This is a genomic window from Bradyrhizobium sp. HKCCYLS3013 (genome assembly GCF_051167615.1).
In the GTDB taxonomy this organism is placed as follows: domain Bacteria; phylum Pseudomonadota; class Alphaproteobacteria; order Rhizobiales; family Xanthobacteraceae; genus Bradyrhizobium.
Genome location: NZ_JBNPTK010000012.1, coordinates 203,326 through 223,382, shown reverse-complemented (window position 1 = coordinate 223,382; position 20,057 = coordinate 203,326). Strand labels below are relative to the sequence as shown.

The 20,057-nt window shown below is 64.3% G+C and carries 15 protein-coding genes; 11 read left to right on the top strand and 4 right to left on the bottom strand.

Going from position 1 to position 20,057, the window contains the following annotated elements; genetic code table 11:
- Window positions 1-522 precede the first annotated feature (522 nt).
- Together ACQR1F_RS22080 and ACQR1F_RS22075 are read right to left on the bottom strand one after the other, a co-directional pair.
- Entirely contained in the window at window positions 523-3,666 is a 3,144-nt protein-coding gene (locus ACQR1F_RS22080) for a tetratricopeptide repeat-containing protein (protein WP_434913859.1), read from the bottom strand.
- Window positions 3,667-3,716: 50 nt separating this feature from the next.
- A complete protein-coding gene (locus tag ACQR1F_RS22075) occupies window positions 3,717-4,949 on the bottom strand; it encodes a TIR domain-containing protein (RefSeq protein ID WP_434913858.1) in 1,233 nt (410 codons plus the stop codon).
- Window positions 4,950-6,130: 1,181 nt separating this feature from the next.
- Here ACQR1F_RS22075 and aqpZ point away from each other — a divergent pair.
- Window positions 6,131-6,883: an aquaporin Z gene (gene aqpZ, locus ACQR1F_RS22070; protein WP_434913857.1), complete on the top strand. Its 753-nt coding sequence runs from the start codon at window positions 6,131-6,133 to the stop codon at window positions 6,881-6,883.
- Between the two features lie 24 nt (window positions 6,884-6,907).
- Here aqpZ and ACQR1F_RS22065 read toward each other — a convergent pair whose 3' ends face one another.
- Both ACQR1F_RS22065 and ACQR1F_RS22060 read right to left on the bottom strand, forming a co-directional pair.
- Window positions 6,908-7,318, bottom strand: coding sequence for a flagellar basal body rod protein FlgC (locus tag ACQR1F_RS22065; RefSeq protein WP_434848452.1), 411 nt, complete (start codon window positions 7,316-7,318; stop codon window positions 6,908-6,910).
- Between the two features lie 116 nt (window positions 7,319-7,434).
- Entirely contained in the window at window positions 7,435-7,758 is a 324-nt protein-coding gene (locus ACQR1F_RS22060; RefSeq protein WP_434913856.1) for a hypothetical protein, read from the bottom strand.
- Between the two features lie 286 nt (window positions 7,759-8,044).
- Here ACQR1F_RS22060 and ACQR1F_RS22055 point away from each other — a divergent pair, with 286 nt between their 5' ends.
- The 10 genes from ACQR1F_RS22055 to glgA all read left to right on the top strand — a co-directional run bounded on the left by ACQR1F_RS22055 (window position 8,045) and on the right by glgA (window position 20,034).
- A complete protein-coding gene (locus ACQR1F_RS22055; RefSeq protein WP_434847105.1) occupies window positions 8,045-8,992 on the top strand; it encodes a sugar-binding transcriptional regulator in 948 nt (315 codons plus the stop codon).
- Window positions 8,993-9,192: 200 nt separating this feature from the next.
- Window positions 9,193-10,482, top strand: a complete 1,290-nt coding sequence (locus ACQR1F_RS22050) for an ABC transporter substrate-binding protein (RefSeq protein ID WP_434913867.1) — start codon at window positions 9,193-9,195, stop codon at window positions 10,480-10,482.
- Window positions 10,483-10,984: 502 nt separating this feature from the next.
- Window positions 10,985-11,857: a carbohydrate ABC transporter permease gene (locus ACQR1F_RS22045; RefSeq protein ID WP_434913855.1), complete on the top strand. Its 873-nt coding sequence runs from the start codon at window positions 10,985-10,987 to the stop codon at window positions 11,855-11,857.
- A gap of 4 nt (window positions 11,858-11,861) precedes the next feature.
- Window positions 11,862-12,692 (top strand): carbohydrate ABC transporter permease, encoded by an 831-nt coding sequence (locus ACQR1F_RS22040; protein WP_316218065.1) that lies wholly within the window; start codon window positions 11,862-11,864, stop codon window positions 12,690-12,692.
- 15 nt (window positions 12,693-12,707) lie between these two features.
- Window positions 12,708-13,715 (top strand): ABC transporter ATP-binding protein, encoded by a 1,008-nt coding sequence (locus ACQR1F_RS22035; protein ID WP_316237196.1) that lies wholly within the window; start codon window positions 12,708-12,710, stop codon window positions 13,713-13,715.
- A gap of 47 nt (window positions 13,716-13,762) precedes the next feature.
- Window positions 13,763-14,536, top strand: coding sequence for an SDR family NAD(P)-dependent oxidoreductase (locus tag ACQR1F_RS22030; protein ID WP_434838060.1), 774 nt, complete (start codon window positions 13,763-13,765; stop codon window positions 14,534-14,536).
- Window positions 14,537-14,564: 28 nt separating this feature from the next.
- On the top strand, window positions 14,565-16,211 hold the full coding sequence (locus ACQR1F_RS22025; protein WP_434838059.1) for an FGGY-family carbohydrate kinase: 1,647 nt from the start codon (window positions 14,565-14,567) through the stop codon (window positions 16,209-16,211).
- 2 nt (window positions 16,212-16,213) lie between these two features.
- Window positions 16,214-17,161 carry a carbohydrate kinase family protein gene (locus ACQR1F_RS22020; RefSeq protein WP_434838205.1) on the top strand — a complete coding sequence of 316 codons (948 nt, stop codon included), beginning with the start codon at window positions 16,214-16,216 and terminating at the stop codon, window positions 17,159-17,161.
- A gap of 144 nt (window positions 17,162-17,305) precedes the next feature.
- Complete coding sequence (gene glgC / locus ACQR1F_RS22015; protein ID WP_434838058.1) at window positions 17,306-18,571, top strand: glucose-1-phosphate adenylyltransferase; 1,266 nt, start codon at window positions 17,306-17,308, stop codon at window positions 18,569-18,571.
- Window positions 18,568-20,034 carry a glycogen synthase GlgA gene (gene glgA, locus ACQR1F_RS22010; RefSeq protein WP_434838057.1) on the top strand — a complete coding sequence of 489 codons (1,467 nt, stop codon included), beginning with the start codon at window positions 18,568-18,570 and terminating at the stop codon, window positions 20,032-20,034. Before glgC ends, glgA begins: the two co-directional genes overlap by 4 nt.
- Window positions 20,035-20,057: the final 23 nt, after the last annotated feature.

Genomic DNA, 20,057 nt, shown 5'->3' with positions numbered 1-20,057 from the left:
TGGCCCCCGTGCGAAAGAAGTGCACGGGGCAGGAACCACAGGCTCAGCCGGAATCCACCCGGCCTTCCCTGCGCAATGGGTTTACGGCTGCTCCGTGCTCTCCCAGGGGACCGGGCTTGTTGCCCCCGTCATCGGGATGTCGCCGACCAAGACACCAGCATCGGGGTGTCGGGACCACACGGCTTGACCGTCCGCGCAACGACGTTCGTCCGCACCTCCATGAGATGCTGCGTCGCCCCGCGGCCATCGCCCCCCGCCGCAACGTCCCGTGACGATCGCGATACGCCCCTCTCAGTGCGGGCGGGATGGCCAGAAATGTGGAGGTGATTTGCCCGACGGCGCAAGCGGAATCACTGCGGCAGAGTGGCACGACGGGCAGTTTGTGCAGACCGGGAATGCGTTGGCCGATGGAATCCGAGTCTGGAAGAAATGTGCACTGTTACGGCGATTCGAGCTCGAAGATGAAAGGTCCCCTTGATTGCAACAACTTCTCCATCGACGGAGCGCGCAGAAACTCGGATTCTATTGCAACCTATTTAGCCGACCCATCCTTAGGAAAATTTGATCAGTCACCCTGAGATGGAATTGCGCGGGGATCCAGAGGACGAGGCTGAGAATGCCCATCGAGATTCGACCCGCGTGCTCGCGAACTGAAGGTGATGCGAGCGGAATCACGAGAACAACAAGCAGGGGAATCACCCATCCGTTCACCGAGATGTTTATTGTGGCGGGTCCGCCGTTATGGATTAGCCAAGCGGCTGCCAGCACAATTCCTGCAGCGGCAGTAAGAGAGATGATCAGAGGTAGAACACGGCACAGCGAGCAGATTCTAGACATCCGGCTGCCTGCACTTCCGAGCAGTCGCAATAGGTATCTGTAGTTTTTGTCCGAGGTCATGGAATCTCGTAGCACTGACTCAATGGCCAGAAAGTCCCATTCGACACTTTCTTGAGTGTGGATGGGGAGGACCTGAACTTGAGGTAAGTAGTACTCGGTCATGCGATAGCCGCTGGCCATCAGGGCGTACGCCTCGACCTCGGAGAAGCTGTCAAGGTCAGTGCGAATCCCTGCAAGAAGTTCCTGAACTCGCTTCCGAATACCGTATTCGGTCACCGGTTCGTCTGTTTGGTTTGAATCATCGCGCGGCTCTTCGCATCCCAACCAGTCGATCGGTACGACATCGAGATCCTTTTTAAGGTGAATGAACATCATTCCCTTGAGCAGGCCGCCTCTTTCCATGGTCTCTAAGCGGGCATATTGCTCCTGTCGAACGCGTTCCATAAGAATGGAATTGCTCCGCGTTAGCGACGCTAGCGTGCCCCCACCAGGATCTGGCGCAAATGCGGTTTGTCCCGAGGCGTCGCTCACGAGAACAACGCTGCAGCCTTGTTCGAAGAGGCTCGCGATCCCCTGGTTATCGTGCACTCCGCCGTCGACCTGTCTCAGTATAAGTGGCTCGGACTTTTTACCTCGTTCTTCGAGACGATATAGACCATCGATTCTGATTGGCTCGAAGAGGCCGGGCACGCACGCAGAAGCAACAACAGCCTGAGAGAGGCTGGTCGCTCGGTGCTCTGGTGGCGCCTCACTATGGTACATTCTTCGGAGCCGGTTCGTGCCGTCTGCATTGGGATCGATTCCCCAAGGAGACTCACCCATGAAGCTCGTCGTATATTGCCAAGCATGTCCCGTATTCAGCGTCGTGGAATTGAGTATCAATACTGGAACTTTCGTTTGACGACGCCAGTTGTATTTGTTCGGCTCGAAATCCTCTTCTCCTCCGTAAGGCTGGATTTTCAGATCTTTGAGAAGCAACGGGCCCTTCGGCTTGCGCTCACTCACTGCGTTCGTCCACACCCTTGCGAAGAGCTGGGCCTCGAGGAGTTCGCCTAGTCGAACCGTTCGCGTGTAGGCGCGGCTAACGATTGAACGCAGGAGCGGTAGAGGGTTGGCAAATACGCGCATCCGTATATTTGTCTGCACGCCGGCCAAAAAATCCGCCGCTACGCGCCGAATTAGCCTAATGTACGCATCGCGTAGCTCGATGTCGTTCAAATTCTCAAGCCCCTCGGTCTCCATCGTCTCCCGTAGCTGAAGGTAGTAGTGGGCGCCGATGATTGAGCCACCGGAAACACACGAAAGGACCTCCACGCGGCGCAGGACATCGAGCTCGGCCAGTTTTGCAAGCACCCCGATATGAAAGAGCGAAGCACGAAAGCCGCCACCGGACAGGGCCAGGCCGACCTTTCCAATAAAGGCGCTTTCGCGTGCGGCGGCGGAGCCAACAAAAGCGTCGAGCGCCTTCGCAGCCTTCGCTACCACGGGCTCGTTCGGTGATGGGATGCCTCGGTTCTGGAGCTGACAGAGCGTCGCAAGCTGTGTGGCGGTGCTCCGGAATTCCCAATCAGGGACGCTTGGGAGAGCCTTGGCCGCCGAGAGCCAGCGCTCGGCCTCGTCGTACCTTCCTAGTCCAAACAGCGCATCGGAAAGCGTGACAAGATACCACCAGTTGTTGTTGAGCGTGGGATCTGTGGTGCGCAACGGTAACAGCTTCGCCACGACGGCCTCTCGTATCGCTCTGGCCTCCATTCGGCGTCCCTCGACCGATGGCGTCCCTTCAGATGATTCGATGTCGGCAAGTTGGTCCAAAACGAACGCGGCGTTGATCGCGCTGTAGCCATAATCCTGCTCCGGACCAACCTCGAAGCCACGACGGTAGTAGTGATATGAACGTTCCAGTTGGTCCTTTTGCCCGGTGGCCTGCCAGCGGCGCTTGCAGATGGCGCCCACGATGCCGAGAGTCTCCTGGTCGGAGGTGTTCGCGATATCGAAGGTTCCTTTGAGGATCGCAAGCGCTTGATCAAGAGCCTTCAATACGGGCAAATCAGGATCTTTGTAGGTGCACAGCGCGTGCTGCTGGGCAAACCAAACCCGAAGAGCGACTTCAGAGGTCGACTCTTCACGAATTCTCGCGAGGACTTTCCGCGCCACGCCGAACCTGTCCTCGTTCTTCAGGCTGACCACCAAATCCTTCACCCGTTCGGGCGAGAGCTGATGGCCTCGCAGGTACTCCTGTGCTTCATTGGCAGCAGAGCGCGTGAGAATGACCCGCCCCTCAAACCCCGCCTCCGCCGCCAATTTCCGGAATTGACCGGTTATATCGCTTTCGGATCTGGCTGACCCCTCCCAGACAACTGCGGCGACGAGCCGATGCAGAGCACCCTCTCCTGCAAGCGTCCTGGCCTCGCGGATGACGGCTTCGTTCACGGCGGCATAGGCGGCAGCGTCGCTGGTGTGATTGCCGGAGAGCACGATCAGGTCTCCTGCGGCGTCGGCAGCCGAGACGAGACGGTCAAATAGCCGGCCCCAATCGCCCGGTCGGTCGATCACTGAGGTTTGTCGAAATCGCTCCAGCGGAGCCGGCACGACAATTCGACGTCGTAAACCGAGACGCTCCGCCTCCTCGAGTGCAAGGAGGTCAGCGCCGCAGGCGGCGGAGCTGACGATGGTGACGACGCATTCTCTGGTGAGCAGGTCGGCAAGCCGTTGGCGTACAACCGGGATGCTTTCGGGCGCAAAGCGAGAGGGAGCGGTATCAGCGCCATCGATCCGCCGTCCGGCGAGCGCGAGTACCGAGGATTTCTTGCGGAATGTCGAGCTCAGCAACTTGGCACCTTTTGAGTCGCATCGTCCTCGTGGCAGCCTCCTACAGAGAGCTAGCGGGCCTGTTCCTTCCAGCCGCTGTCTGCCAAAGGATCGTCGATATATGCATCTTGTACATTGTCGAAGATCTGACAGTTCTTCGCCTGCCCGCTCCCTCTTAAGAAGCTGAACGCCAAACATCGCCGGTCGCCGGCGCAAGCCACTTGGCACGCCGTCAGGTCGGAGACGTTGGCGGTTGCAATCGGTCGTGCATCAAACCGATGATTATGAACAGTAGCCAATTGTACTGGCAGCGTTGAACGGGTCGGCAGCGCGAAAGGTTTCTTGATGCCGATTGCGGAGCGCGGCTCAAGTACGGACGTTGAGATTTTCCGCTTTAGAAAGCACATTTTATTCCAGCGATCGAAGCTGAATGCGACGCATGCCGGGTTCGCGTCGCACTGCAAGGCGCAGGCGTTGATTTCCGAATCGCGAATGCCAGCTTGGCCATCAGGTTGCACGATGTCTTGTTTATCAATGTCTTGGTTGTATTGCAGTGTGTAGTTATCGAGGCGACTCGGCGGCGTCTCGTTCGCTGGCGGGACTTCCGGAGCCTGTTTGGCCGTCGTCGCTCCGAGAGGCTCCTTGGGTGTTGTCACTCCGGCAACCTCCTTGGCTGTTGTCACTCCGAAGGGCTCTTTGGCGGCCGTATTCTGGTGACGTGCATCATACGAATTATCGCGATTCGAGCTGTCTTGCGGGCCCAGGAATTGATAGGCAGCTGCGCCCGCTACCACGATCGCTGCGCCAGCAATTGCCAGCGCCCACCGGCCCCGCGGCGCACGAAGTTTCGGGACAGAGGGCAGAATCGGCGGCGGTTTTCCGGGGTGTGCCTCTTCAGGCGTTTTCGACGGGGAGGCGATAAGCTGCGAAATATCATTGATCAGCCTCTGGAACGCTTGGGTCGGCTCCGTGGCCTTCCAATCCGACAGATCCGCAGCTTGAAGACTCCGAAATCCGAGAGGAGCCTCGACAACACCTTCGATAAACACCGGGACCAGTATCCCTCGCCGCTTTGCATCGTCCGCCTCTTCCTGCACCCAGCTGGAGGCGATCGAGGCCTTGGACCAGATGACAACGACACAGCGCGCCTCGTTGAGTTCTCGTCCGATAGTATCGCGAAATGTCTTGCCGATCGGAATAGTCCGATCCCAAAAGATCGACCAGCCGCGGCCTTCAAGTGCGCGCGCAAGCATTTCAGCCCACGCCCGGTCTTCGTTCGCATAGCTGACGAAAACATCGCTCATAGCGGCGTCCGGTAGATTGGCATCAGCGTCGAAGTCGAGATAAATGGCGCAAGGCAACGAGGCCGCTGATGACCAAGGCCTCGAGTAGGAAAGCCAAAAATTTCTGACTGATTGCGGAATGCCGCTTGAGTATGGTCCATACGGACGCTCTCTCTGGAGTTCCAAACGAACAATAGACCAGCCACTCGGTACAACCATTGCGCTAAATCAACATCAGCTGGGTAATGCACCTTGAGATTGTTTGATGGGAGACCCAGACCTTTGGCGGTTTGGGATGCCGGCTGCTTGAGGAGCCGCGTCGGTCGTGCGGCAGCCGACGTTCGAAAGCCTCCGGAGACCTCAGCCGAAATCAATCAAAGGTCTTCGCATGTGAGTTCGCGAGTGCGAAGGCGGAGCACTGCAGAAGCTGGGATACGGTGACAGTCCAGCACTGTCACCGTAATTTTGGGCCTGCACTGCATTCCTCTCCCGGGGCTTGCGGCGTCAGGGATGCGCGCATCCGGTTAGATGTCGATGTGACCTCTCTCACAGCCCGCCACGCGATGGCGCGTCAATGTCGTCCCATGTGGTCCTGGCACGTCGAGCAAGGGAGGTGATGACATGCGCTGGAGCGACTCAGCCAAGGGATTTGCGGTCGTCCTGGTGGTGACCGTCGCCGGAGTTCTGTCCACGACCTATGTCGACCACCGATTTGCCGCGCTCGAAGCATCGTCGGACGCGACAACGAGTCCGTCCCCGGCATCCGCCGCTTGCGTCGGCGACGATGGGCGCTGGCACAATTGGCCATGGGCGAACGTGCCGATGCTCTCGCCGGCGTGCCGGCAAGATCGATAGCGCGTCGGGCGGATGAGCGGAGCGTCATCCGCCCTGCGGGATCATCGATGTCGGCTTTGGACCGTGGGCCGCAAGCTCGATGAGCAGCTCCTCGCCAATCCAGCGGGTCCATGGCACGAACGAGCGAATGAGGGCCGGCGACCGTTGGCATAGCAACGCAAGCCGGCGGCGGATGACGCTGCGCTCATCCGCCCTACGAACTCCGCCATCTGGTGCGGACTCAAAGTTGCAGGCATCCCACGGCCGACCGCGAATCCGCCTTTGACTCCAGGTTGTCGAAGTGATCATCTTCGCCACTGACGGGAGAGGCAGGCTCCAGCCAATCACACGCACCCAGGGAGGCGATGATGAACGGCAACAACAACAAGCTCGTGGCGGAGGCGATCGGGACGTTCTGGCTCACCTTCGGCGGTTGCGGCAGTGCGGTGATCGCGGCCGGGGTGCCCGATGTCGGGATCGGGATGCTCGGCGTGGCGCTGGCGTTCGGGCTCACGGTGGTGACCATGGCCTATGCGATCGGGCACATCTCGGGCTGTCATCTCAATCCGGCCGTGACGGTCGGGCTGGCGTGCGGCGGGCGGTTCCCGACCGGCCTGATCGTGCCCTACATCCTCGCGCAGGTGGTCGGCGCGATCGTCGGTGCGGCCGTGCTGTATGCGATCGCCAGCGGGGCGCCGGACTTCAGCACGGCCGGCGGCTTTGCCGCCAATGGCTACGCGGAGCATTCGCCGGGCAAATATGGGCTGGGGGCCTGCCTGCTCAGCGAATTCGTGCTGACGATGATGTTCCTGTTCGTGATCATGGGCGCGACCCATGGCAAGGCGCCGGCCGGATTTGCGCCGCTGGCGATCGGGCTCGCGCTGACGCTCATTCACCTCATCAGCATCTACGTCACCAACACCTCGGTGAACCCGGCGCGCAGCACCGGGCCGGCGCTGTTCGTCGGCGGCTGGGCGCTGGCGCAGCTCTGGCTGTTCTGGGTGGCGCCGCTGCTCGGCGGCGCGGCCGGCGGCTTCATCTATCGCTGGCTGAGCCCGGAGCCGGCCGGCGAGGTGACCGGCGAGCGCGCCGGGCAGGGCGTGGTCGCGAAGAGCGCCTAGCGAGATTTTCCCACGCGGTCGCGCTCACACCTTCATGTCGATCACGGTGCGGCTCATCTCGTCGCTCGCCTTCAGCACTTTCGCGTTCGCGGCAAAGCTGTATTTGGCGACGAGCTGGCTGATCATCTCCTGCGCGAGATCGACGTTGGGCGCGGCGACCAGGCCGTCCTTGTTGGCGAATGGCGCGGAGGGATCGTAGCTCGCGGACGTGCCCGAGCTTGAACGCGCGATGGTCGTCTGCGTGCCGCCGCCGGCGACGTCGCTCTGCACCAGCGCGAGCGGGTCGTAGGCCTTCGGCGCGCCGGCCGGCAGCGAGCCGTCGGCATTGGGCAGCGCGCCCGTGCTCCGGGCATTGGCGATGTTCGAGGCGGACACCTCGAGCCGGCGCGAGGCGGCCTGCATGCCGGAGACTGCGATGGTGGCGGTGGGGCTCATGGCGGCGCTTGCTGGTGACGTGATGCGTCAGCTAAGCCCGCGGCGCACCAAGCAAGCGTCAAGACCGCCGATGAGACTCGAGCGTCCGGCGTAAGGTCCTGTTCACCATCACGATCTCAACCCGGCCTGTTCGGATCATCGCGCAGCAGCGCCAAGGCGCTGGGCACGTCCTTGGCTGCGGAGACGAGTACATATTCGCCACGCGCCGCGCGGACGCCGCCGGTGACCGCGACCGCCCGCTTCGGGCACAGGCCGAAGCAGCTCGTCATGACGATGCGCGCCGGCTTCTCGCCTGCGCCGTGACCAGGGCTGTCGTGGGATTTCAGCGCGTGCTTGATGGCCTTCCTGATTTCCTTGGGGTCATCGCTGCGCTTCAGGCATTTGCGGCAGACGAGCACCGGAGCGGCGCGGCGGGGGCGGACGAGAGCTGGGAGGGCCATGCCTCCGAGCTAAGCGGCCGGCCGAGGCGCCGCATCCCTCGCGGATGCGCAGCCGTCGTGCGGCGAGCGAGGTTCCGGGGCTTGGGTTGCAACCTTCCGAGCCTGGGCTATTGCCCATGATCGGGGCATATGATCTGGTCTGAATGACCCCGCCGCGTCCGGCTGGGGATGGTGGCGGGCTTCGGTTCCCGGCGCCGTGGCGGCCATGCCATAGTGCCGGCCGATCACCGTCGCGCCCCTGCTCGGCCGGGGGACGACGTGTCTGAGAAGGAGACCGCTCTGCGTCATGGCAGGCGACAGCGAAAAATCCCGGCTCGACGACGCCGCCCGCGCCGGCTGGCTGTATTTCATCGCCGGCCACACCCAGGACGAGATCGCCCGGATGCTGCAGGTGTCGCGCGCCTCGGCGCAGCGGCTGGTGTCGCTGTGCCTCGCCGAGCGGCTGATCACCTTCCGACTCGAACACCCGATCGCGTCCTGCATGGCGCTCGCGGCGCAGCTCAGGGAGCGGTTCGCGCTGGTGCATTGCGAGGTGGTACCGACCGATCCGGCCGCCCCGGCGGGCGCCGCGGGGATCGCCGAGCGCTGCGCCAACCTGCTGGAGACGACCTTGCGCGCCGAGACGCCGGTCATCATTGCGCTCGGAACGGGGCGGGCGGTGCGCGCCGCGGTCGAGCGCGTCTCGCCGGTCGACCGTCCCGAGCACCAGATCGTCTCGCTGGTCGGCAACATCCTGGCCGACGGCTCCGCCAGCTTCTTCGACACCGTCGGCCGGCTCGCCGACCGCACCGGCGCGCGGCATTATCCGATGCCGCTGCCGTTCCTGATGGGCAGCGAGGACGAGCGCGACCGCATGGTCCGGCTGGATGCCATCGCCAAGGTCAAGGCGGTCGCCGACAAGGCCGATCTCAAGCTGGTCGGCATCGGCCAGATGGACCAGAAGGCGCAGATGCATGTCGATGGCTTCGTCACCCGCGACGAGCTCACCGAGATGATGCGGCTCGGGGCCATCGGCGAGATCACCGGCTGGGCCTATGACGCCGGCGGCAAGGTGATCGCTGGCGGCACCAACCGCCGGCTCACCAGCATTCCGCCCGAGGTGCCGGCCCGCGCCATGACCATCGCGGCGGCGCTGGGGCCGGCGAAGATCCCGGCGATCCGCGCCGCACTGACCGGTCGTCTCATCAATGGCCTGATCACCGACGAGGCCACGGCGCGCGCCGTCCTGGGGTGAATGCCCGCGGCGCTGCGCTTCCTTCTATCAACGTCCGATCTCTGTCGCGGCGCACAACCTGTGGGCGCCGGCGCATGCTTGACAAAGCCCGACCAGTGTTGTGAACATCAGCTCAGCCCGTGAGCATATGTTCAAAAGACACGGGAAGGGAGGACACCGTGAAGACCATCTTCACTCGGACGCGCACGCTTGCCGCCCTGATGGGCGCCGCCACGCTGCTGACAGTTACGCCCGCACTGGCGGAGACGAGCCTGACCATCGCCACCGTCAACAACGGCGACATGATCCGGATGCAGGGCCTCACCAGCGAATTCACCAAGGCCAATCCCGACATCTCCGTGAAATGGGTGACCCTGGAAGAGAACGTGCTGCGCCAGCGCGTCACCACCGACATCGCCACCAAGGGCGGCCAGTTCGACATCCTCACCATCGGCACCTACGAGGTGCCGATCTGGGCCAAGAAGAACTGGCTGGTGCCGCTCGACAAGCTCGGCGCCGACTACGACGCGAACGACATCCTGCCGAAGATCAAGGACGCCGTGTCGGTCGACGGCAAGCTCTATGCCGCGCCGTTCTATGGCGAGAGCTCGATGGTGATGTATCGCACCGATTTGTTCGACAAGGCCGGGCTGAAGATGCCGGAGAGCCCGACCTGGGACTTTGTCATCGACGCCGCCAAGAAGCTCACCGACAAGCAGGCCGGCGTGTTCGGCATCTGCCTGCGCGGCAAGGCCGGCTGGGGCGAGAACATGGCGTTCCTGACCGCGATGTCGAACTCGTTCGGCGCGCGCTGGTTCGACGAGAAGTGGCAACCGCAGTTCAACACGCCAGAATGGAAGAAGACGCTCACGACGTATGTCGAGCTGATGAAGGAGGCCGGTCCTCCCGGCGCCAGCTCCAACGGCTTCAACGAGAATCTCGCGCTGTTCAACTCCGGCAAATGCGCGATGTGGATCGACGCCACCGTGGCGGCCTCGTTCGTGACCAATCCGAAGGAGTCCAAGGTCGCCGACAAGGTCGGCTTCGCGCTGGCGCCGAACACCGGCCTCGGCAAGAACGCCAACTGGCTGTGGGCCTGGAGCCTCGCGGTGCCCGCCGGCTCCAAGAAGGTCGAGGCGGCGGAGAAGTTCATCGCCTGGGCGACCAGCAAGGACTATCTCAAGCTCGTCGCCTCGAAGGATGGCTGGGCCAACGTGCCGCCGGGGACGCGCACCTCGCTCTACAAGAACGAGGAGTACCTGAAGGTCGCGCCGTTCGCCAAGCTGACCTTGGCTTCGATCGACGCCGCCGATCCGAACCATCCGACGGTGAAGCCGGTGCCTTATGTCGGCGTGCAATACGCCGCCATTCCTGAATTCCAGGGCATCGGCACCGCGGTCGGGCAGCAGTTTTCTGCCGCGCTCGCCGGATCGATGACAGTGGATGCGGCGCTCGCGGCGGCACAGTCCGCCACCGAACGTGAGATGAAACGCGCCGGCTACATCAAATAGGCGTGCCAAGTCTATCAGCTCGACAAGAAACTCCTCCCGAGCTGATCACTGGCGGCCATCCCTCCCCACAGGGATGGCCGCATTTTCTCTCTGGTCTAACGCGAGATCCGTAGGGTGGGCAAAGCGCAGCTACCGCCGCGCCACGAGGCCGCTGCCGACGAATGCGCCCTCTCCCCTTGCGGGAGAGGGCATCAGCAGCCCATCCGCGCGCTCGGTTGGGTGAGGGGTATGTCTCCGCAAGCGGAGTTCGGCGAGAGAAACCCCTCACCCGACCGAGCTTGCCGCACTTTCCTAAATGCCCTCTCCCGCAAGGGGAGAGGGCGCAGTAACGGGCACCGCGCTCGAGCGCTACGGTGAGAGTTGTTTAGTGCGACAGCAAGCTGTCACCTCGTCATTGCGAGGAGCGAAGCGACGAAGCAATCCAGAGTCCCATCGACGCCCCTAGATTTCGTCGTTTCGCTTGCAATGACGGCAGTGTTCATCGAGCAGAATGGATCGCGACATGGCCACCCGACAAACCCAACTGCTCGCGCGGGCGCTGATGTCGCCGGCCGTGATCCTGCTGTTCATCTGGATGATCGTGCCGCTGGCGCTGACGATCTACTTCTCGACCTTGCATTACAGCCTGCTCGATCCCGGCTCGGAAAGTTTCGTCGGCTTCGAGAACTTTACCTACTTCCTCACCGATCCGGCCTTCCTCGCCTCGCTGCAGAACACGCTGGTGCTGGTCGGCTCGGTGCTGCTGCTGACCGTCGGCCTCGGCATTCCCCTTGCGATCCTGCTCGACCAGCCCGTCATCGGCCGCAACTTCATCCGGCTGATGGTGATCGCGCCGTTCTTCGTGATGCCGACGGTCAGCGCGCTGGTGTGGAAGAACCTGCTGATGCACCCGGTGTCCGGCCTGTTCGCGTGGATCGCGACCTCGCTCGGAATGACACCGGTCGACTGGTTTACCGACGCGCCGCTGCTCGCGGTCATCTTCATCGTGGCCTGGCAGTGGCTGCCGTTCGCCACGCTCATCCTGCTGACCGCGCTGCAGTCGCTCGACGAGGAGCAGAAGGAGGCCGCCGAGATGGACGGCGCCAGCGCGCTGTCGCGCTTCATCTACCTGACTGTGCCGCATCTGGCGCGCCCGATCACCGTGGTGATCCTGATCGAGACCATCTTCCTGCTCACGGTGTTTGCCGAGATCTTCGTCACAACCGGCGGCGGGCCGGGGCTGCAGACCACCAACATCGCCTTCTTGGTCTATTCGCAGGCGCTGATCCAGTTCGACGTCGGCACCGCCTCGGCCGGCGGCCTCGTCGCGGTGGTCATCGCCAACATCGTCGCCTTCTTCCTGGTCCGCATCGTCGGCCGTAACCTCGAGGCGTAACACCATGGCGCGCAAGGTCACCGGACGTCATGTCGCGATCTCCACCGTCGCCGCCTGGCTTGCGGGCTTCGTGATCTTCTTCCCGATCCTGTGGATGGTGCTGGCGAGCTTCAAGACCGAGCTCGAGGCGTTCGCGACGCCGCCGTCGTTCCTGTTCTTCCACTGGACCACCGAGAACTACGTCACCGTGCAGGAGCGCAGCGACTATCTGCACCACGCGCTGAACTCGCTGATCGTCGCCGGCGGCTCGACGCTCATTGCGATGCTGATCGCCATTCCGGCGGCGTGGTCGATGGCGTTTGCGCCGACCAGGCGCACCAAGGACATCCTGCTCTGGATGCTGTCGACCAAGATGATGCCGCCGGTCGGCGTGCTCGTTCCGATCTATCTGATCTACAAGAACATGGGGCTGCTCGATACGCGGACTGGGCTGGTCTTCATCCTGTGCCTCGGCAATCTGCCGATCGTGATCTGGATGCTGTTCACCTACTTCAAGGAGATCCCCAAGGACATTCTCGAGGCAGCGCGAATGGACGGCGCCACGATCGGGCGCGAGCTGATCTACGTGCTGACGCCGATGGCGATCCCGGGCCTCGCCTCGACATTGCTGCTCAACCTGATCCTGGCCTGGAACGAGGCGTTCTGGACCTTGAACCTGTCGACCCTGGAGGCGGCGCCGCTGACGACCTTCATCGCCTCCTATTCGAGCCCCGAAGGCCTGTTCTGGGCGCGGCTGTCGGCGGCTTCGACGCTCGCGATCGCGCCGATCCTGATCATCGGCTGGTTCAGCCAGAAGCAGCTCGTGCGCGGGCTGACCTTCGGCGCAGTGAAGTAATAAAGGGGCTGAATCATGGGACGGATCACGCTTGAGGGTGTGCAGAAATCGTTCGGGCCGGTCCACATCATCAAGGGCGCCGATCTCGACATTCCCGACGGTGCCTTCGTGGTGTTCGTCGGCCCCTCCGGCTGTGGCAAGACCACGCTGCTGCGCCTGATCGCAGGGCTGGAAGATGTCTCCGGCGGCCGCATCCTGATCGACGGCAACAATGTCGTCGACGTGCCGCCGGCCAAGCGCGGCCTGTCGATGGTGTTCCAGTCCTATGCGCTGTATCCGCACATGAGCGTGCGCGGCAACATCGCCTTCGGCCTGAAGATGGCCGGGCTGCCAAAGGCCGAGATCAACAGCAAGGTCGAGGCCGCCGCGGCGACCTTGAACCTCACGCCCTATCTCGACCGCAAGCCGCGCGAGCTCTCCGGCGGCCAGCGCCAGCGCGTCGCGATCGGCCGCGCCATCGTGCGCGAGCCGAAAGCGTTCCTGTTCGACGAGCCGCTATCCAATCTCGATGCCGCGCTGCGCGTGCAGATGCGGCTCGAGGTGACGCGGCTGCAGAAGCAGCTCGGTACGACGGCGATCTACGTGACGCACGACCAGGTCGAGGCCATGACCATGGCCGACAAGATCGTGGTGCTGAACGCCGGCCGCATCGAGCAATATGGCTCGCCGATCGAGCTCTATCAGCGACCCGCCAATCTGTTCGTCGCCGGCTTCATCGGCTCGCCGAAGATGAACTTCATCACCGGCGCGGAAGCGGACAAACACCATGCGACTACGATCGGCGTGCGGCCCGAGCATGTCGCGGTCGTCGATGAGGGCGGCGGGGGCTGGCTCGGCAAGGTCGTGATCGCCGAGCATCTCGGCAGCGACACCTTTCTCTACGTCGACGCCGGCGCGCTGGGCACGCTGACAGTGCGCGTCGTCGGCGAGAAACGGCTCAGTGCCGGCGACGCTGTAACGCTGCGGCCCGAGCCCAGCCGCATCTACCGCTTCGACCAGAGCGGCAATTCGATCTTCGCATGAGAGGTGACGTCCCCTCCGGGCGTCAACGACAACAACGGACCACGACGATGTATCTCGAAAAATTCAAACTGAACGGCAAGACCGCGTTGGTCACCGGCGGCGGGCAGGGCATCGGCCTGGCCTGCGTCGAGGCGCTGGCGGAGGCGGGCGCGCATGTGGTGATCGCCGATCGGGATGCGAAGGCGGCCGCGGACGCGCAGGCGGCGATGAAGGCCAAGGGCTTCACCACCGAGACCGCGCTGATGGACGTGACCAATTCGGCGCAGGTTGCGGCGGTCGCCGACGATCTGGTGGCGCGCTACGGCAAGGTCGACATCCTCGTCAACAATGCCGGCATCGCGCGCAGCGAGACACCGGCCGAGACCGTCACCGACGAGCACTGGCTCAACGTGCTCGATGTCAACCTCAACGGCACCTTCTGGTGCTGCCGCGCCTTCGGCCAGCACATGCTGGCAGCCAAGAGCGGCAGCATCGTCAATATCGGCTCGATGTCCGGATTCATCGTCAACAAGCCGCAGGAGCAGTGCTTCTACAACGCCTCCAAGGCTGCGGTGCACCATCTGACCAAGTCGCTGGCGGCCGAGTGGGGCGCGCGGGGCATCCGCGTCAACGCGGTGGCGCCGACCTATATCGAGACGCCGCTCAACGCCTTCGTGAAGAGCAATCCGCGCATGTACGACGCCTGGATCGGCGGAACCCCAATGGGCCGCATGGGTCAGGTCGAGGAGATCGCCTCGGTGGTGCTGTTCCTGGCCTCCGAGGCGGCAAGTTTGATGACCGGCAGCGTCGTCGTTGTCGATGGCGGCTACACTTGCTGGTAAGCTCTCGTCAAATTGACGGGAGCGAAACATGCGGCAGGCGTTCATCGGTGTCGACGTCGGCACAACCAGTACGCGCGCCGGGATTTTCGACGGTCACGGCCGGCTGCTTGCCGCGGCGCGGCATCCGATCCAGACCTGGCACGAGGCCGGTGATGTCGTCGAACAGTCGTCCGACGACATCTGGCGCGCGTGCTGCGCGTCGGTCAAAGCCGCGCTGGCGGAAGCGGGGATCGCGCCGGATCTGATCAGGGGCATCGGCTTCGATGCGACCTGCTCGCTGGTGGCGCTCGATCCCACGGGCGCGCCGGTCACGGTCAGCAGCTCCGGCGACGCCCGCCGCAACGTCATCGTCTGGATGGATCATCGCGCGCTGACGGAGGCACGCGACATCAATGCGACCGGGGACGACGTGCTGCGCTATGTCGGCGGCTCGATCTCGCCGGAAATGGAGATGCCCAAGCTCTTGTGGCTGAAGCGGCATCTCCGCAAGAGCTTCGACGCCGCCGGCCACTTCTTCGATCTGGCCGACTTCCTGACCTGGCGCGCGTCAGGCTCGCTGGCGCGCTCGATGTGCACCGTCACCTGCAAATGGAATTATCTCGCGCACGAGACGCGCTGGAGCGCGGCCTATTTCCGGCGCATCGGGCTGGACGATTTCGTCGCAGACGACTACGCGCGGATCGGCACCGAGATCGTGGCACCCGGCACGCCGCTCGGCCGCGGGCTGTCGCTCGCTGCGGCGGACGAACTTGGGCTGGCCCCGGGCACGCCGGTCGGAGCCGCGCTGATCGATGCCCATGCCGGCGGCATCGGCGCCATCGGCGGCCGCGCGGCCGACGGCGGTGAGGTGAATGTCGGCGACCGCCTCGCCTACATCATGGGGACCTCGGCTTGCATCATGGCGACGACGCAGGCGCCGTCCTTCGTGCCCGGCGTATGGGGACCTTATTATCAAGGCATGGTGCCCGGGTTCTGGCTCAACGAGGGTGGCCAGTCCGCCGCGGGCGCGGCGATCGACCATCTGCTGCGCTCGCACCCGGCTTCTGTCGAGGCGACCGCTGCGGCGCGCGCAGAAGGGCTCGACCTGATCAGCCTGCTCGAAAAGCGGATCATGGCGCGGGTGCCGAATGCCGGCAGCGCGGCGCTGCTGGCGCGTGATCTCCACATTCTCCCAGAATTTCTCGGCAACCGCTCGCCCTATGCTGACCCAGACTCGCGCGCCATCATCGCCGGCCTCGATCTCGATGCCGATATCGCGGCGCTGGAGCGGCTGTTCGTGGCGGGGTTGTGCGGGCTCGCCTATGGCCTGGCCGACGTCATCGATGCCTTCGCCGCCAACGGTGTCACCAGCCGGACGCTGGTCATGGCGGGCGGCGCCTCGCGCAGCCCGCTGGTGCGCCAGATCATGGCCGATACGACGGGATTGACGGTGGCGCTGCCGGGCACCCAGGAGCCGGTGCTGCTCGGGGCGGCCATGCTGGGCGCGGTCGCCAGCGGCGCCTTCCGCTCGATCGGCGACACGATGGCCTCGATGTCCTCGCTCGGGCGTCTCAGCGATCCGACCGATCCGAACATCGCGGCCTTTCACCGCCGCAAGCGGCGCATCCACGGCATGCTGCGGACGCTTGATCGCGACAGCCGTTCCATGATGCATGGGGGCCACGGGGAGGCATGACCATGATCCTGAGCTGCGGTGATGCGCTGATCGATTTCGTCCCGGCCAGATTGCCCGACGGGCGCGATGCCTTGCGGCCGGTGGTCGGCGGCTCGTGCCTGAACGTCGCCGTCGGCGTGGCCCGGCTCGGCGCGCCGACGGGCTTCGTCGGCGGCATCTCGACCGACCTGTTCGGCAGCATGATCGCAGCGCACGCCCAAGGCTCGAACGTCGACCTCGGCTACGCCACGCGCAGCCCGGACCAGACCACGCTCGCTTTCGTGCGCCATGTCGGCAGCGAGGCGCAGTATGCCTTCTACGACGCCGACACCGCCGCGCGGAAATGGACGTTCAGACCCGGCAGCATCCCTTTTGCTGACATCGACGCCATCCATGTCGGATCGACCACGCTGATCCACGATCTCGGTGCCGCGGAGACCCGTGCGCTGATCGCCGCCACGCAGGGCACGGTGACGATCTCCTTCGACCCGAACTGCCGGCCGAATCTCGTGACCGACAAGGCCGCCTATCGCGCCGGCATGGATGAGTTTGCGGCGAGTGCCGATCTGATCAAGATGTCGGATGTGGATTTCGACTATCTGCATGGGCACGACGACTACGCCGCACGGGCCGACGCGCTGCTTTCGCGCGGCACCAGCCTGGTCGTCCTCACCCGCGGCCCCAACGGGGCGCTTGGCTGGCATGCGCAGGCCGGCGCGGTCGAAGTCGCGGTCCCCCCGGTCGAGGTGGTCGATACGATCGGCGCCGGCGATACGTTCCAGGCGGGGCTCCTGTTCGCGTTGCGCAAGCTCGGGCGCATCGGCCGGGAGGCCCTGAAGGAATTGAGCCAGGGCGAATTGCGCAAGGCGCTCGCCTTTGCCGGGGCGTGTGCGGCCGTCACCTGCACCCGCGAGGGCGCCGACCCGCCGCGCTGGGACGACGTGGCTGCAACCTGGGATCGCCTGGGCTGAAGCTCCCCATTGCACTCGTCATTGGGAACTGGTTGGCTGTTCCCCCGTCATATGTGAGTACCGGACGAGGAAGCGCGATCGCGAGACTCCTCTGCCCGGGCCGCGGAAATCTTGACGCGACAACGAGTTGCAGGGAGGAGAACCATGGCACCCGCCGCACGGACCGAGCCGCTGTCCCGTCACGCGCTGGCCTTCGTGTTGGCTGGCGGGCGCGGCAGCCGGCTGCTGGAGCTGACCGACCGGCGCGCCAAGCCCGCGGTCTATTTCGGCGGCAAGTCGCGCATCATCGATTTCGCGCTGTCGAACGCCGTCAATTCCGGCATCCGGCGCATCGCCGTGGCGACACAGTACAAGGCGCACAGCCTGATCCGCCATCTGCAGATGGGCTGGAATTTCTTCCGCCCCGAGCGCAACGAGAGCTTCGACATCCTGCCGGCGAGCCAGCGCGTCTCCGAGACGATGTGGTACGTCGGCACGGCCGACGCCGTGTACCAGAACATCGACATTCTCGAGACCTACAACACGAAATACATCGTCGTGCTGGCCGGCGACCACATCTACAAGATGGACTACGAGCTGATGCTGCAGCAGCATGTCGACCAGCGCGCCGACGTCACCGTCGGCTGCCTGGAGATGCCGCGCGAGGAATCCTCAGGCTTCGGCGTCATGCACATCAATGAGGACGACACGATCCGCGACTTCATCGAGAAGCCGGCCGATCCGCCGCCGATGCCGGGCAAGCCCGACAAGTCGCTCGCGAGCATGGGCATCTACGTGTTCGACGCCAAATTCCTGTTCGAGGAGCTGAAGCGCGACGCAGCGGACCCCAATTCCAACCATGATTTCGGCCGCGACATCATTCCCTACATCGTCAGGAACGGCCGCGCCGTGGCGCACCAGTTCTCGCGCTCCTGTGTCCGCGCCGCCCACGATCAGGGCAGCTACTGGCGCGACGTTGGAACGGTGGACGCCTATTGGGCGGCCAATCTGGATCTGACGGACGTCGTGCCCGAGCTCGATCTCTACGATCGCTCCTGGCCGCTCTGGACCTATTCCGAGATCACGCCGCCGGCCAAGTTCGTTCACGACACGGATGGCCGCCGCGGCGAGGCGACCTGCTCGCTGGTCTCCGGCGGCTGCATCGTCTCCGGCGCGCAGGTGCAGCGCTCGCTGCTGTTCACCGGCGCGCACCTGCATTCCTACGCCAGAGTGCAGAACGCGGTGCTGCTGCCCTACGTCAACGTCGCCCGCCACGCCCGCCTGACCAACGTCGTGGTCGACCGCGGCGTGCAGATTCCGGAAGGGCTGGTTGTCGGCGAGGATCCGGAGTTCGACGCCAAGCGGTTCAGGACCACGGAGAACGGCGTGACCTTGATTACCCAGCCGATGATCGATGGGCTCAATTCATGACGCCGCTGCGCGTTCTGTCGGTTGCCTCCGAGGTCTATCCCATCATCAAGACAGGCGGCCTCGCCGACGTCGTCGGCGCGCTGCCATGGGCGCTGCTGGCCGAGGACGTCGAGGTCCGCACGCTGATTCCCGGCTATCCCGCGGTCATGACCGCGCTGGAGCAGGCCAGCGAGATCAGCTCGCTGCCAAACTTCTTCGGCGGCAACGCCAGGCTGCTTGGCGGCAGCCATGGCGCGCTCGATCTGTTCGTGCTCGATGCGCCGCATCTCTACGACCGCGAGGGCAACCCCTATCTGGGGCCCGACGGCAAGGACTGGCCGGACAATGCGTTCCGCTTTGCCGCGCTGGCCCGCGCGGCCTCCTATATCGGGCTCGGCGCGGTGCCGGCCTTCGTGCCCGACATCGTCCACGGTCACGATTGGCAGGCCGGGCTGGTGCCGGCCTATCTGCTCTACAGCCACCGGCCGCATCCGGGCACGGTCATGACCGTGCACAATCTGGCGTTCCAGGGCCGCTTTCCGCGCCACTTCCTGCCGCCGCTCGGACTGCCGCCGGAATCGTTCTCGATCTACGGCCTCGAATATTACGGCGACATCAGCTTCCTCAAGGCGGGGTTGCAGTTCGCCGACAAGATCACGACGGTGTCGCCGACCTATGCGCGGGAGATCCAGAGCGACGAGCACGGCATGGGCCTCGGCGGCCTGCTGCGGCAGCGATCGTCCGACCTCGTCGGCATCCTCAACGGGATCGACACGGCGGTGTGGGATCCCGGCAGCGATCCGGCGATCGTCTCGCATTTCGGCATTGACCGGATCGAGGCGCGGGCGCCCAACAAGGCCGCGCTGCAGACGCGCATGGGCCTGCAGGTGGCGCCGGAGACGTTCCTGCTCGGCGTCGTCAGCCGGTTGACCTCGCAGAAGGGGCTCGACCTGCTGCTGTCCTGCCTGCCGACCTTGACCAGTAGCGGCATCCAGCTGGCGCTGCTCGGCGACGGCGAGGCCGAGCTGCGCGACGCGTTCCGCGCAGCGGCTGCGAACGATCCCGGAAAGATCGGCGTCGTCATCGGCTACGACGAGGGCTTGGCGCATCTCGTCCAGGCCGGCTGCGATGCGCTGGTCGTGCCGTCGCGGTTCGAGCCGTGCGGGCTGACACAGCTCTGCGCGTTGCGTTATGGCGCGCTGCCGATCGTCACTGCGGTGGGCGGTCTCGCCGACACCGTCATTGACGAGACGGAGGCCGGCGTCGCCGCAACCGGGTTCAAGTGCGCGTCCGTGACAGCGGAGGCGCTCGACCAGACCCTGCGCCGCGCCGCCGCCGCGTTCTACGCCGCGCGCAGCAACGCCTCGAATTGGACCCGCATGCAGCTCAATGCGATGCTGACCGACGTCTCCTGGCGCCACCGCGCCGGTCGTTATGCCGAACTTTACCGGCAGATCGTCGCGCAGCGGCGTCCGGCAGGCTGAGCGCCGCGGCGTGCGGGTCAGGA